Origin of the sequence: Pseudomonas sediminis, assembly GCF_002741105.1 — a bacterium.
In the GTDB taxonomy this organism is placed as follows: Bacteria; Pseudomonadota; Gammaproteobacteria; order Pseudomonadales; family Pseudomonadaceae; genus Aquipseudomonas; species Aquipseudomonas sediminis.
The window spans coordinates 1-13,998 of the sequence record NZ_NIQU01000009.1; the positions used below are offsets into that span (position 1 = coordinate 1).

Genomic DNA, 13,998 nt, shown 5'->3' on the forward strand with positions numbered 1-13,998 from the left:
ACATCCTGCTGTCTCGTCAGGTTGGCGTACCGTACATCGTTGTCTTCCTGAACAAGGCTGACATGGTTGACGACGCTGAGCTGCTGGAACTGGTCGAGATGGAAGTTCGCGACCTGCTGAGCACCTACGATTTCCCGGGTGACGACACTCCGATCATCATCGGTTCCGCGCTGATGGCGCTGAACGGCGAAGACGCCAACGAGATGGGCACCACTGCCGTCAAGAAGCTGGTTGAGACTCTGGACAGTTACATTCCTGAGCCGGTTCGTGCCATCGATCGTCCGTTCCTGATGCCGATCGAAGACGTATTCTCGATCTCCGGCCGCGGTACTGTAGTTACCGGTCGTGTAGAGCGCGGTATCGTCAAGATCCAGGAAGAAATCGAAATCGTTGGTCTGCGTCCGACCACCAAAACCACCTGCACTGGCGTTGAGATGTTCCGCAAGCTGCTGGACGAAGGTCGTGCTGGTGAGAACTGCGGCGTGCTGCTGCGCGGCACCAAGCGTGATGAAGTCGAGCGTGGTCAGGTTCTGGCCAAGCCGGGTACCATCAAACCGCACACCAAGTTCGAAGCTGAAGTGTACGTTCTGTCCAAGGAAGAAGGTGGTCGTCACACCCCGTTCTTCAAAGGCTACCGTCCTCAGTTCTACTTCCGTACCACTGACGTGACCGGTTCGTGCGAACTGCCGGAAGGCGTTGAGATGGTAATGCCGGGCGACAACATCAAAATGGTTGTCACCCTGATCAAGCCGATCGCCATGGAAGACGGTCTGCGCTTCGCAATTCGCGAAGGTGGCCGTACCGTTGGTGCTGGCGTGGTTGCCAAGATCGTCGAGTAATCGGTTGATCTGTTCCTCTCAGGCCGGCATAATGGTCGGCCTGATTTTGCTTTAGGTCAGTAGCTCAATTGGCAGAGCGGCGGTCTCCAAAACCGCAGGTTGGGGGTTCGATTCCCTCCTGACCTGCCATTTTCTAACGAATCTGGCGTGTCTTTCACAGGATCCTCTCGAATGAATGTTAAGGCTGAAGCCAAAGACTCTCGCTTTGATCTGGTCAAGTGGCTGGTTGTCGCTGCCCTGGTTGCTGTGGGTGTTGTCGGTAATCAGTACTTCTCTGCTGAGCCGGTTCTGTATCGTGTTCTTGGCTTGGTTGCGTTGGCTGCTGTTGCTGCTTTTGTGGCGTTTCAGACTGCTCGTGGTCAAGCGTTCGCGGTGCTGCTGAAAGAAGCGCGCGTCGAGATTCGTAAGGTTGTATGGCCGACCCGCCAGGAAACCACGCAGACCACCCTGATCGTGGTTGCCGTGGTTCTGGTGATGGCGCTGCTGTTGTGGGGTCTTGATTCCCTGCTCGGTTGGCTTGTTTCCCTGATTGTTGGTTAAGGGTGTCTCGTGGCTAAGCGTTGGTACGTCGTGCATGCTTACTCGGGTTACGAGAAGCATGTCATGCGCTCGCTCATCGAGCGCGTGAAACTGGCTGGTATGGAAGATGACTTCGGCGAGATTCTCGTGCCCACTGAAGAAGTGGTCGAGATGCGCAACGGTCAGAAGCGCAAGAGTGAGCGCAAGTTCTTCCCTGGCTATGTTCTGGTGCAGATGGAAATGAACGAGGCGACTTGGCACTTGATCAAGGATACGCCGCGCGTCATGGGCTTCATTGGTGGTACTGCCGACAAGCCGGCACCGATCACCGAAAAAGAAGCTGAAGCCATTCTGCGTCGTGTTGCCGACAGTGGCGACAAGCCTAAGCCCAAGACTCTGTTCGAGCCGGGCGAAATGGTACGAGTTGTCGATGGCCCGTTTGCCGACTTCGGTGGCGTGGTCGAAGAAGTGAATTACGAAAAGAGCCGCATCCAGGTTGCTGTGACTATCTTCGGTCGCTCCACCCCGGTCGAGCTGGAGTTCAGTCAGGTCGAGAAGGCATAACTGACATAGGCATCCCTCACCCCGCAGCCTTAGGCTGCGGGGTTTTGTCGTCACTGGGATAAATGCGTAAGTAACCTCGGGGAGCCGTCAGGCGTTCGAACCCGAAATTGGAGTAGCTAATGGCTAAGAAGATTCAGGCTTATATCAAGCTGCAGGTTAAAGCCGGTCAGGCAAACCCGTCGCCACCCGTCGGCCCCGCTCTGGGTCAGCACGGCGTAAACATCATGGAGTTCTGCAAGGCGTTCAACGCCAAGACTCAGGGCATGGAACCTGGTCTGCCGACTCCTGTGATCATCACTGTTTACAGCGACCGCAGCTTCACCTTTGAAACCAAGAGCACCCCGGCATCGGTACTGCTGAAGAAGGCTGCAGGCCTGACCAGCGGCTCCGCTCGCCCGAACACCGTTAAAGTAGGCACCGTTACCCGTGCTCAGCTGGAAGAGATCGCCAAGACCAAACAGGCTGATCTGACTGCCGCTGACCTGGATGCGGCCGTGCGCACCATCGCCGGCTCCGCTCGTAGCATGGGCCTGAACGTGGAGGGTGTGTAATGGCTAAGTTGACCAAGCGCCAAAAGGCCATCGCCGAGAAAGTCGAAGCAGGCAAAGCCTACAGCTTCGAAGAAGCGGCAACTCTGCTGGCTTCGCTGCCTGCTGCCAAATTCGTCGAATCCTTCGACGTCGCTGTGAATCTGGGCGTTGATCCGCGTAAATCCGACCAGGTTGTACGTGGCGCCACCGTTCTGCCGAACGGCACTGGCAAGACTGTACGCGTTGCCGTTTTCACCCAGGGTCCGGGCGCTGAAGCTGCCTTGGCTGCCGGTGCTGACAAAGTCGGTATGGACGATCTGGCTGCCGAAATGAAAGCCGGCGACCTGAACTACGACGTGGTCATTGCTTCTCCGGACGCCATGCGTGTTGTTGGCCAGCTGGGCCAGGTACTGGGCCCGCGCGGCCTGATGCCGAACCCGAAAGTCGGCACCGTTACCCCGGACGTCGCTACCGCTGTCAAGAACGCCAAGGCTGGTCAGGTGCGTTTCCGTACCGACAAGAACGGCATCATCCACACTTCTGTTGGCAAGATCGGCTTCGAAGCCGCTGCGCTGAAACAGAACGTGGAAGCCCTGCTGTCCGACCTGAAGCGTCTGAAGCCGTCGACCTCGAAAGGCATCTACGTCAAGCGTGTGACCCTGAGCACCACCATGGGTCCGGGGCTGATCATCGATCAGGCTTCGCTCGACGCGTAAGTGGTTGGGCCGGTAGCGTGCGCGCTACCGGCTTTGAAAAATTGGGGTCCCTGCCTGGCGGGGGCTATCCAAGACCGTAGGTAACTCGCGTTTTAAATGTCAGGTTCGCCTGATGACCTACGCAGATGGTGCTCCCGATTCGTTACCGAATCAGACACCAAAACGCCGCTGAACTTCGGTTTGGCGATACGGTAAAAACCAGGAGTAAACCCGTGGCAATTAAACTCGAAGACAAGAAGGCCATCGTCGCTGAAGTCAACGAGGCTGCCAAAGCCGGTCTGTCCGCTGTCGTGGCTGATGCCCGTGGCGTGACCGTCGGCGCAATGACCGGACTCCGTAAAGAGGCCCGCGAAGCTGGTGTGTACGTGAAAGTCGTGCGTAACACCCTGCTCAAGCGCGCCGTTGAAGGCACTCAGTTCGACGTGCTCAACGACGTGTTCAAAGGCCCGACCCTGATCGCATTCTCCAACGAACACCCGGGCGCTGCTGCTCGTCTGTTCAAGGATTTTGCCAAGGGTCAGGACAAGTTCGAGATCAAGGCAGCTGCGTTCGAGGGCAAGTACCTCGCAGCAAACCAGATCGACGTACTGGCAAGTCTGCCGACCCGCGACGAGGGCATCGCCCAGCTGATGAGCGTTATTCAAGGCGCCACCAGCAAACTCGCTCGCACTCTGGCAGCCATTCGCGACCAGAAAGAAGCTGCCGCTGCCTAAGGCAGCGTGAGCGCTTTCGAAATCAAACGTTTAATTTGATGGTCGCGTAGGCCGTCACCCCAATACAGGAATTGATAGTCATGTCTCTGACTAACGAGCAAATCATCGAAGCTATCGGCCAGAAATCCGTTATGGAAATCGTTGAGCTGATCAAAGCGATGGAAGAAACCTTCGGCGTTACCGCTGCTGCTGCTGTTGCCGCTGGCCCGGCTGCTGCCGCTGCCGCTGTTGAAGAGCAAACCGAGTTCAACGTTGTTCTGGCCGAAGCTGGCGACAAGAAAGTCAACGTGATCAAGGCCGTTCGCGAGCTGACCGGTCTGGGCCTGAAAGAAGCCAAGGAGAAGGTTGACACCGCTCCTCAGGTCGTCGCTGAAGGTCTGAGCAAAGAAGCTGCTGAAGACGCCAAGAAGAAGCTGGAAGAAGCTGGCGCCAAGGTCGAGCTCAAGTAAGTTCGTACCTTGCGTCTACAGCCCGAGCGATTCGCATAAGGCTGATGGCTGGTGGCTTTTGCCACCGGCCTTTTTCCGTTCTAGGTTGGCTGTTCAGCAGCCGGCCTGGAGCCGAAAAGATCCCGCCCGAGAGGCGGTTGCAAACCAAGGGTTTGCACGATTTTCTGGTCATCGCCGCCGGCGCTGGCCAAACAAGCAGGTGACCAAGCTGGGGAACGCTGATGGCTTACTCATACACTGAGAAAAAACGTATCCGCAAGGACTTTAGCAAGTTGCCGGATGTCATGGATGTGCCTTACCTCCTGGCCATCCAGCTGGATTCGTACCGCGAATTCCTGCAGCAAGGGGTGAGCAAGGAACAGTTCCGCGACATCGGCCTGCATGCGGCCTTCAAATCGGTATTCCCGATCATCAGCTACTCCGGCAACGCCGCCCTGGAGTACGTCGGCTATCGCTTGGGCGAGCCGGCGTTCGACGTCAAGGAGTGCGTGCTGCGTGGCGTGACCTTCGCCGTGCCGCTGCGCGTGAAAGTGCGCCTGATCATTTTCGACAAAGAATCGTCGAACAAAGCGATCAAGGACATCAAAGAGCAAGAAGTCTACATGGGCGAGATTCCGCTCATGACCGAGAACGGTACCTTCGTCATCAACGGTACCGAGCGCGTCATCGTGTCCCAGCTGCACCGTTCGCCGGGCGTGTTCTTCGACCACGACCGTGGCAAGACCCACAGCTCGGGCAAGCTGCTGTACTCCGCTCGCATCATTCCTTACCGCGGTTCGTGGTTGGACTTCGAGTTCGACCCGAAGGACGCGGTATTCGTACGTATCGACCGTCGCCGCAAACTGCCGGCTTCCGTCCTGCTGCGTGCACTGGGCTACAGCACTGAAGAAGTGCTGGATGCCTTCTATGACACCAACGTCTACCACGTGAAGGGCGAGAGCCTGAACCTGGAGCTGGTTCCGCAGCGTCTGCGCGGCGAAGTCGCCGTTCTCGACATCAAGGACGGCAGCGGCAAGGTGATCGTGGAGCAGGGTCGTCGTATCACGGCTCGCCACATCAACCAGCTGGACAAGGCTGGCATCAAAGAGCTGGAAGTTCCGCTCGACTACGTGATTGGCCGTACCACTGCCAAGGCGATCGTGCACCCGGCTACCGGCGAAATCATCGCCGAGTGCAACACCGAGCTGACCACCGACCTGCTGGTCAAGATGGCCAAGGCGCAGGTGGTTCGCTTCGAGACCCTGTACACCAACGACATCGATTGTGGCCCGTTCATCAGCGACACGCTGAAGATCGACAGCACCACCAATCAGTTGGAGGCGCTGGTCGAGATCTACCGCATGATGCGTCCTGGCGAGCCGCCCACCAAGGATGCTGCCGAGACCCTGTTCAACAACCTGTTCTTCAGCGCCGAGCGTTACGACCTGTCCGCCGTGGGCCGCATGAAGTTCAACCGTCGTATCGGTCGCACCGAGATCGAGGGTTCGGGCGTGCTGAGCAAGGAAGACATCGTTGCCGTACTGAAGACCCTGGTCGATATCCGTAACGGCAAGGGCATTGTCGACGACATCGACCACCTGGGTAACCGCCGCGTACGTTGCGTCGGCGAGATGGCCGAGAACCAGTTCCGCGTTGGCCTTGTGCGCGTAGAGCGTGCGGTCAAAGAGCGTCTGTCGATGGCTGAAAGCGAAGGCCTGATGCCGCAAGACCTGATCAACGCCAAGCCGGTTGCGGCGGCGGTGAAAGAGTTCTTCGGTTCCAGCCAGCTCTCGCAGTTCATGGACCAGAACAACCCGCTCTCCGAGATCACCCACAAGCGCCGTGTTTCTGCACTCGGCCCAGGTGGTCTGACTCGTGAGCGCGCTGGCTTCGAAGTCCGCGACGTACACCCGACCCACTATGGTCGCGTATGTCCGATCGAAACCCCTGAAGGTCCGAACATCGGTCTGATCAACTCGCTGGCTGCCTACGCTCGCACCAACCAGTACGGCTTCCTGGAAAGCCCGTACCGCGTGGTCAAGGAAGGTCAGGTCACCGACGAGATCGTGTTCCTGTCCGCCATCGAAGAAGCCGATCACGTGATCGCTCAGGCATCCGCGACCCTGAACGACAAGGGTCAGCTGATCGACGAGCTGGTAGCTGTTCGTCACCTGAACGAGTTCACCGTCAAGGCGCCGGAAGACGTCACCCTGATGGACGTTTCGCCGAAGCAGGTTGTTTCCGTTGCTGCCTCGCTGATTCCGTTCCTCGAGCACGACGACGCCAACCGTGCACTCATGGGTTCGAACATGCAGCGTCAGGCTGTACCGACTCTGCGCGCCGACAAGCCGTTGGTAGGTACCGGCATGGAGCGCAACGTCGCACGTGACTCCGGCGTCTGCGTCGTGGCCCGTCGCGGCGGTGTAATCGACTCGGTCGACGCCAGCCGTATCGTGGTTCGTGTCAACGATGACGAAGTTGAAACTGGCGAAGCCGGTGTCGACATCTACAACCTGACCAAGTACACCCGCTCCAACCAGAACACCTGCATCAACCAGCGTCCGTTGGTGAGCAAAGGTGACAAGGTTGCGCGTAGCGACATCATGGCTGACGGTCCGTCCACCGACATGGGTGAACTGGCGCTGGGTCAGAACATGCGCGTTGCGTTCATGCCGTGGAACGGCTTCAACTTCGAAGACTCCATCTGCCTGTCCGAGCGCGTGGTTCAGGAAGATCGCTTCACCACGATCCACATCCAGGAACTGACCTGCGTGGCGCGTGACACCAAGCTCGGCCCAGAGGAAATCTCCTCTGACATCCCGAACGTTGGCGAAGCGGCGCTGAACAAGCTGGACGAAGCCGGTATCGTCTACGTCGGTGCCGAAGTTGGCCCGGGCGACATCCTGGTTGGTAAGGTCACCCCGAAAGGTGAGACCCAGCTGACTCCGGAAGAGAAGCTGCTGCGTGCGATCTTCGGTGAGAAGGCGTCCGACGTTAAGGACACCTCCCTGCGTGTGCCGACTGGCACCAAGGGTACCGTCATCGACGTGCAGGTCTTCACCCGTGACGGCGTGGAGCGCGACTCGCGTGCCCTGTCCATCGAGAAGATGCAGCTGGACGAGATCCGCAAAGACCTCAACGAAGAGTTCCGCATCGTCGAAGGCGCAACCTTCGAGCGCCTGCGTTCCGCTCTGGTTGGCGCGACTGCCGAAGGCGGCGCTGGTCTGAAGAAAGGCACTGCGATCACCGACGAGTTCCTCGATGGTCTCGAGCGTGGCCAGTGGTTCAAACTGCGCATGGCTGAAGACGCTCTGAACGAGCAGCTGGAGAAGGCTCAGGCCTACATCTCCGACCGCCGTCAGATGCTCGACGACAAGTTCGAAGACAAGAAGCGCAAGCTGCAGCAGGGCGATGACCTGGCTCCGGGCGTACTGAAGATCGTCAAGGTCTACCTGGCCATCCGCCGTCGCATCCAGCCGGGTGACAAGATGGCCGGTCGTCACGGTAACAAGGGTGTTGTCTCGGTGATCATGCCGGTCGAAGACATGCCGCACGACGCCAACGGTACTCCGGTCGACATCGTGCTGAACCCGCTGGGCGTTCCGTCGCGTATGAACGTCGGTCAGATTCTCGAAACCCACTTGGGCCTTGCGGCCAAGGGCCTGGGCGAGAAGATCAATCGCATGCTCGAAGAGCAGCGCAAGATCGCCGAACTGCGCAAGTTCCTCGCTGAGATCTACAACGAGATCGGTGGTCGTCAGGAAAACCTCGACGAGTTCTCCGATACCGAGATCCTCGAGCTGGCGAAGAACCTCAAAGGCGGTGTACCGATGGCAACTGCCGTGTTCGACGGCGCCAAGGAAACCGAGATCAAGGCCATGCTGAAGCTGGCTGATCTGCCGGAGAGCGGCCAGATGCGCCTGTTCGACGGTCGTACCGGTAACCAGTTCGAGCGTCCGACCACCGTCGGCTACATGTACATGCTCAAACTGAACCACCTGGTGGACGACAAGATGCACGCCCGTTCCACTGGTTCCTACAGCCTGGTTACCCAGCAGCCGCTGGGTGGTAAGGCGCAGTTCGGTGGTCAGCGTTTCGGGGAGATGGAGGTCTGGGCACTGGAAGCCTATGGCGCCGCCTACACCCTGCAGGAAATGCTGACCGTGAAGTCGGACGACGTGAACGGCCGTACCAAGATGTACAAGAACATCGTGGATGGCGATCACCGTATGGAGCCGGGCATGCCCGAGTCCTTCAACGTACTGATCAAAGAGATCCGTTCGCTCGGCATCGATATCGATCTGGAAACCGAATAACACGACGTGAATCGGCAGCGGGGCTAACCCAGCTCGCTGCCCGCTCCGCCAGGAGGAAAGGCCTTGAAAGACCTACTGAATTTGCTGAAAAACCAGGGTCAGATCGAAGAGTTCGACGCCATCCGTATCGGATTGGCCTCGCCTGAGATGATCCGTTCGTGGTCGTTCGGTGAAGTTAAAAAGCCGGAAACCATCAACTACCGTACCTTCAAGCCAGAGCGCGATGGCCTGTTCTGCGCCAAGATCTTTGGCCCGGTAAAGGACTACGAGTGCCTGTGCGGTAAGTACAAGCGCCTCAAGCACCGCGGTGTGATCTGCGAGAAGTGCGGCGTTGAAGTAGCACTGGCCAAGGTTCGTCGTGAGCGCATGGCGCACATCGAACTGGCCTCGCCGGTTGCCCACATCTGGTTCCTCAAGTCGCTGCCGTCCCGTATCGGCCTGCTGATGGACATGACCCTGCGTGACATCGAGCGCGTGCTCTATTTCGAGAGCTACGTCGTGATCGACCCGGGCATGACCACCCTCGAGAAGGGTCAACTGCTGAACGACGAGCAGTACTTCGAAGCCCTCGAAGAGTTCGGTGACGACTTCGACGCGCGCATGGGCGCCGAGGCCGTGCGCGAGCTGCTGCACGCCATCGACCTGGATCACGAGATCGGCCGCCTGCGCGAAGAAATTCCGCAGACCAACTCCGAGACCAAGATCAAGAAGCTGTCCAAGCGCCTGAAGCTGATGGAAGCCTTCAAGGACTCCGGCAACCTGCCGGAGTGGATGGTGCTGACCGTTCTGCCGGTTCTGCCGCCGGATCTGCGCCCGCTCGTTCCGCTGGATGGTGGCCGTTTCGCCACTTCCGACCTGAACGATCTGTACCGCCGCGTGATCAACCGTAACAACCGTCTGAAGCGCCTGCTCGATCTGTCCGCGCCGGACATCATCGTGCGCAACGAAAAGCGCATGCTGCAGGAAGCGGTCGACGCCCTGCTCGACAACGGCCGTCGCGGTCGCGCCATCACTGGCTCGAACAAGCGTCCGCTGAAGTCGCTGGCCGACATGATCAAAGGTAAGCAAGGTCGCTTCCGTCAGAACCTGCTCGGTAAGCGCGTGGACTACTCCGGTCGTTCCGTTATTACCGTGGGCCCGACCCTGCGCCTGCACCAGTGCGGTCTGCCGAAGAAGATGGCTCTCGAGCTGTTCAAGCCGTTCATTTTCGGCAAGCTGGAAATGCGTGGTCTGGCGACCACCATCAAGGCCGCCAAGAAGATGGTCGAGCGCGAGCTGCCGGAGGTTTGGGACGTTCTCGCTGAAGTGATTCGCGAACACCCCGTCCTGCTCAACCGTGCGCCGACCCTGCACCGTCTGGGTATCCAGGCGTTCGAGCCAGTACTGATCGAAGGTAAGGCGATCCAGCTGCACCCGCTGGTCTGCGCCGCGTACAACGCCGACTTCGACGGTGACCAGATGGCCGTTCACGTGCCGTTGACCCTGGAAGCCCAGCTCGAAGCGCGCGCGCTGATGATGTCGACCAACAACATCCTCTCGCCCGCCAACGGTGAGCCGATCATCGTGCCGTCGCAGGACGTGGTACTGGGTCTGTACTACATGACCCGTGAAGCCGTGAACGCCAAAGGCGAAGGTCGCGTATTCGCCGACCTGCAGGAAGTCGACCGCGTGTTCCGCGCCGGCGAAGCGTCCCTGCACGCCCGCGTGAAAGTGCGTATCAACGAAACCATCAAAGAGAAAGATGGTTCGATCACCAAGAACACCCGTATCGTCGACACCACCGTCGGCCGTGCGCTGCTGTTCCAGATCGTACCGGCCGGCCTGTCCTACGACGTGGTCAACCAGTCGATGAAGAAGAAGGCGATCTCCAAGCTGATCAACCAGTGCTACCGCACCGTTGGTCTGAAGGATACCGTCATCTTCGCCGACCAGCTGATGTACACCGGTTTCGCTTACTCGACCATCTCCGGTGTGTCGATCGGCGTGAACGACTTCGTCATCCCGGACGAGAAGGCGCGCATCATCGACGCCGCCACCGAGGAAGTGAAGGAAATCGAATCGCAGTACGCCTCCGGCCTGGTAACCCAGGGCGAGAAGTACAACAAGGTGATCGACCTGTGGTCGAAGGCCAACGATGAAGTCTCCAAGGCGATGATGGCCAACCTCTCGAAAGAGCCGGTTGTCGATCGCGAAGGCAAGACCGTCGAGCAGGAGTCCTTCAACTCCATGTACATGATGGCGGACTCCGGTGCTCGTGGTAGCGCCGCCCAGATCCGTCAGCTGGCCGGTATGCGTGGTCTGATGGCCAAGCCGGACGGCTCCATCATCGAGACGCCTATCACCGCGAACTTCCGCGAAGGTCTGTCGGTTCTGCAGTACTTCATCTCCACCCACGGTGCTCGTAAAGGTCTGGCGGATACCGCACTGAAGACCGCGAACTCCGGTTACCTGACGCGTCGTCTGGTCGACGTGGCCCAGGACCTGGTGGTTACCGAGATCGATTGCGGTACCGAGCACGGTCTGCTGATGACGCCGCACATCGAAGGCGGCGACGTGGTCGAGCCGCTGGGTGAGCGCGTACTGGGTCGAGTGATCGCCAAGGACGTGTTCAAGCCTGGCACCGAGGACGTCATCGTTCCGGCCGGCACCCTGATCGACGAGCAGTGGGTCGAGTTCATCGAGCTGAACAGCGTCGACGAAGTGGTAGTGCGTTCGCCGATCACCTGCGAAACCCGCTTCGGCATCTGCGCCAAGTGCTACGGCCGCGATCTGGCTCGTGGTCACCAGGTCAACATCGGTGAAGCTGTCGGCGTTATCGCTGCCCAGTCCATCGGTGAGCCGGGTACCCAGCTGACCATGCGTACGTTCCACATTGGTGGTGCTGCAAGCCGTACTTCGGCTGCCGACAGCGTCCAGGTGAAGAACGGTGGTGCGATCCGTCTGCACAACCTCAAGCACGTCGAGCGCGTGGACGGCAATCTGGTAGCGGTATCCCGCTCCGGCGAGCTGGCTGTGGCTGACGAGTTCGGTCGTGAGCGTGAGCGCTACAAGCTGCCGTACGGTGCCGTGATTTCGGTGAAGGAAGGTGACAAGGTCGACGCTGGCGCCATCGTCGCCAAGTGGGATCCGCACACCCACCCGATCGTGACCGAAATGAAGGGTACCGTGACCTTCGTCGGCATGGAGGAGGGCATCACCATCAAGCGTCAGACCGACGAACTGACCGGTCTGACCAACATCGAGGTTCTCGATCCGAAGGATCGTCCGGCTGCTGGCAAGGACATTCGTCCGGCCATCAAGATGGTCGACGCCAACGGCAAGGAACTGCTGCTGCCGGGTACCGACGTTCCCGCTCAGTACTTCCTGCCAGCCAACGCCCTGGTCGGCGTGGCTGACGGTGCGCAGATCGCGGTCGGTGACGTTATCGCCCGTATCCCGCAAGAGACCTCGAAAACTCGCGACATCACCGGTGGTCTGCCGCGCGTTGCCGACCTGTTCGAAGCCCGTCGTCCGAAGGAGGCTTCGATCCTGGCGGAAATCAGCGGCACCATTTCGTTCGGTAAAGAGACCAAGGGCAAGCGCCGCCTGGTCATCACCCCGACCGATGGTAGCGATCCGTACGAGGAGCTGATTCCGAAGTGGCGTCACCTGAACGTCTTCGAAGGCGAACAAGTGAACCGCGGCGAAGTTATCTCCGACGGCCCGAGCGATCCGCACGACATCCTGCGTCTGCTGGGTGTGAGCGCGCTGGCCAAGTACATCGTCAACGAGATCCAGGACGTTTACCGTCTGCAGGGCGTGAAGATCAACGACAAGCACATCGAGACCATCCTGCGTCAGATGCTGCGTAAGGTTGAAGTCAGCGAGTCCGGCGATTCGTCCTTCATCAAGGGCGATCAAATGGAGCTCACCCAGGTTCTGGGCGAGAACGAGCGTCTGGCTGAAGAGGACAAGTTCGTCGCCAAGTACACCCGCGTACTGCTGGGTATCACCAAGGCGTCGCTGTCCACCGAGTCGTTCATCTCGGCTGCGTCCTTCCAGGAAACCACTCGCGTCCTCACCGAGGCAGCGGTTACTGGCAAGCGCGACTACCTGCGTGGTCTGAAAGAGAACGTGGTCGTGGGTCGCCTGATCCCGGCTGGTACCGGTCTGGCCTATCACAGCGAGCGCAAGCGCAAGCGTGATGCCGACAAGCCGGTACGTGTCAGCGCCAGTGAGGTGGAAGCCGCACTGACCGAAGCGCTGAACTCCAGCGGAAATTGAGTCGAAGCCTCGCTAGTTCGCTAGCGGGGCTTTGCCTTGACTGGGGGCGTGAGTCTCTTTAGACTCATGCACCCCTAAATTTGGCAGGGCGTTGTGCTCTGCCATCTTTATTTGTGAGCGTCGAAAGACAACAGTGGAGCTAGTAGATGGCAACTATCAACCAGCTGGTACGTCAGCCGCGTAAGCGTATCGTCGAGAAATCCGACGTACCTGCGCTGCAGAACTGCCCGCAACGTCGTGGCGTGTGCACTCGCGTGTACACCACTACGCCGAAAAAACCTAACTCGGCACTGCGTAAAGTATGCCGCGTGCGTCTGACCAACGGTTTCGAGGTTTCCTCGTACATCGGTGGTGAAGGCCACAACCTGCAAGAGCACAGCGTCGTGCTGATCCGTGGCGGTCGTGTAAAAGACCTTCCGGGTGTGCGCTACCACACCGTGCGTGGTTCGCTGGATACCTCCGGCGTCAAAGACCGTAAGCAAGGTCGTTCCAAGTACGGTACCAAGCGTCCGAAATAAGGCCGCTTGAATCTTTATATTTAGTTGAGTCGATAAGAGTAAGGTCGGGCGCGGCTTTTGCCGAAAGTCCCGGGCTAACCTGAAGACCGTTTGAGGGCTTATCATGCCAAGACGTCGTGTAGCAGCAAAACGTGAGATTCTCGACGATCCGAAGTACGGATCGCAGATTCTCGCCAAGTTCATGAACCACGTGATGGAAAGCGGCAAGAAGGCCGTGGCCGAGCGCATCGTTTACGGTGCTCTGGACACAGTCAAAGCACGCAAGAACAGCGATCCCCTGGAGATCTTCGAGAAAGCTCTCGACGCCATCGCTCCGCTGGTCGAAGTCAAGTCCCGCCGTGTAGGCGGTGCTACCTACCAGGTTCCGGTCGAAGTTCGTCCGTCGCGTCGTAACGCTCTGGCAATGCGCTGGCTCGTAGACTACGCCCGCAAGCGCGGCGAGAAGTCCATGGCTCTGCGTCTGGCTGGTGAGCTGCTGGATGCTGCTGAAGGCAAAGGCGCTGCTGTCAAGAAGCGTGAAGACGTGCACCGCATGGCTGAAGCCAACAAGGCTTTCTCGCACTACCGCTTCTAATCCCGGCTCCACTAACCT

11 protein-coding genes and 1 tRNA gene are annotated in these 13,998 nt (G+C 59.0%); all 12 read left to right on the top strand.

Annotated elements, in window-relative coordinates; genetic code table 11:
- Nucleotides 1–839, top strand: an 839-nt coding sequence (locus tag CDO35_RS19205; RefSeq protein ID WP_099526258.1) for an elongation factor Tu, incomplete at its 5' end; no start/stop codon positions are given.
- Between the two features lie 53 nt (nt 840–892).
- Nucleotides 893–968 (top strand) — tRNA-Trp (locus CDO35_RS19210).
- A gap of 42 nt (nt 969–1,010) precedes the next feature.
- Nucleotides 1,011–1,379, top strand: a complete 369-nt coding sequence (secE, locus tag CDO35_RS19215; RefSeq protein ID WP_099526259.1) for a preprotein translocase subunit SecE — start codon at nt 1,011–1,013, stop codon at nt 1,377–1,379.
- 9 nt (nt 1,380–1,388) lie between these two features.
- A complete protein-coding gene (nusG, locus tag CDO35_RS19220) occupies nt 1,389–1,922 on the top strand; it encodes a transcription termination/antitermination protein NusG (protein ID WP_004373446.1) in 534 nt (177 codons plus the stop codon).
- A 119-nt stretch (nt 1,923–2,041) separates the two neighbouring features.
- Nucleotides 2,042–2,473, top strand: coding sequence for a 50S ribosomal protein L11 (rplK, locus tag CDO35_RS19225; RefSeq protein WP_004373444.1), 432 nt, complete (start codon nt 2,042–2,044; stop codon nt 2,471–2,473).
- Complete coding sequence (gene rplA / locus CDO35_RS19230; protein ID WP_099526260.1) at nt 2,473–3,168, top strand: 50S ribosomal protein L1; 696 nt, start codon at nt 2,473–2,475, stop codon at nt 3,166–3,168. Before rplK ends, rplA begins: the two co-directional genes overlap by 1 nt.
- A 212-nt stretch (nt 3,169–3,380) precedes the next feature.
- Nucleotides 3,381–3,881 carry a 50S ribosomal protein L10 gene (gene rplJ / locus CDO35_RS19235; RefSeq protein WP_037001815.1) on the top strand — a complete coding sequence of 167 codons (501 nt, stop codon included), beginning with the start codon at nt 3,381–3,383 and terminating at the stop codon, nt 3,879–3,881.
- Between the two features lie 80 nt (nt 3,882–3,961).
- Nucleotides 3,962–4,330 (top strand): 50S ribosomal protein L7/L12, encoded by a 369-nt coding sequence (gene rplL / locus CDO35_RS19240; protein WP_099526261.1) that lies wholly within the window; start codon nt 3,962–3,964, stop codon nt 4,328–4,330.
- 221 nt (nt 4,331–4,551) lie between these two features.
- The gene (rpoB, locus tag CDO35_RS19245; protein WP_099526262.1) at nt 4,552–8,625 is read left to right on the top strand and encodes a DNA-directed RNA polymerase subunit beta; all 4,074 of its coding nucleotides are present in this window, start codon (nt 4,552–4,554) and stop codon (nt 8,623–8,625) included.
- 63 nt (nt 8,626–8,688) lie between these two features.
- Entirely contained in the window at nt 8,689–12,888 is a 4,200-nt protein-coding gene (rpoC, locus tag CDO35_RS19250) for a DNA-directed RNA polymerase subunit beta' (RefSeq protein WP_017675624.1), read from the top strand.
- Nucleotides 12,889–13,034: 146 nt separating this feature from the next.
- Nucleotides 13,035–13,406, top strand: coding sequence for a 30S ribosomal protein S12 (gene rpsL, locus CDO35_RS19255; protein ID WP_003463319.1), 372 nt, complete (start codon nt 13,035–13,037; stop codon nt 13,404–13,406).
- 103 nt (nt 13,407–13,509) lie between these two features.
- Nucleotides 13,510–13,980: a 30S ribosomal protein S7 gene (gene rpsG / locus CDO35_RS19260; RefSeq protein ID WP_003246741.1), complete on the top strand. Its 471-nt coding sequence runs from the start codon at nt 13,510–13,512 to the stop codon at nt 13,978–13,980.
- The last annotated feature ends 18 nt before the right edge of the window (nt 13,981–13,998 follow it).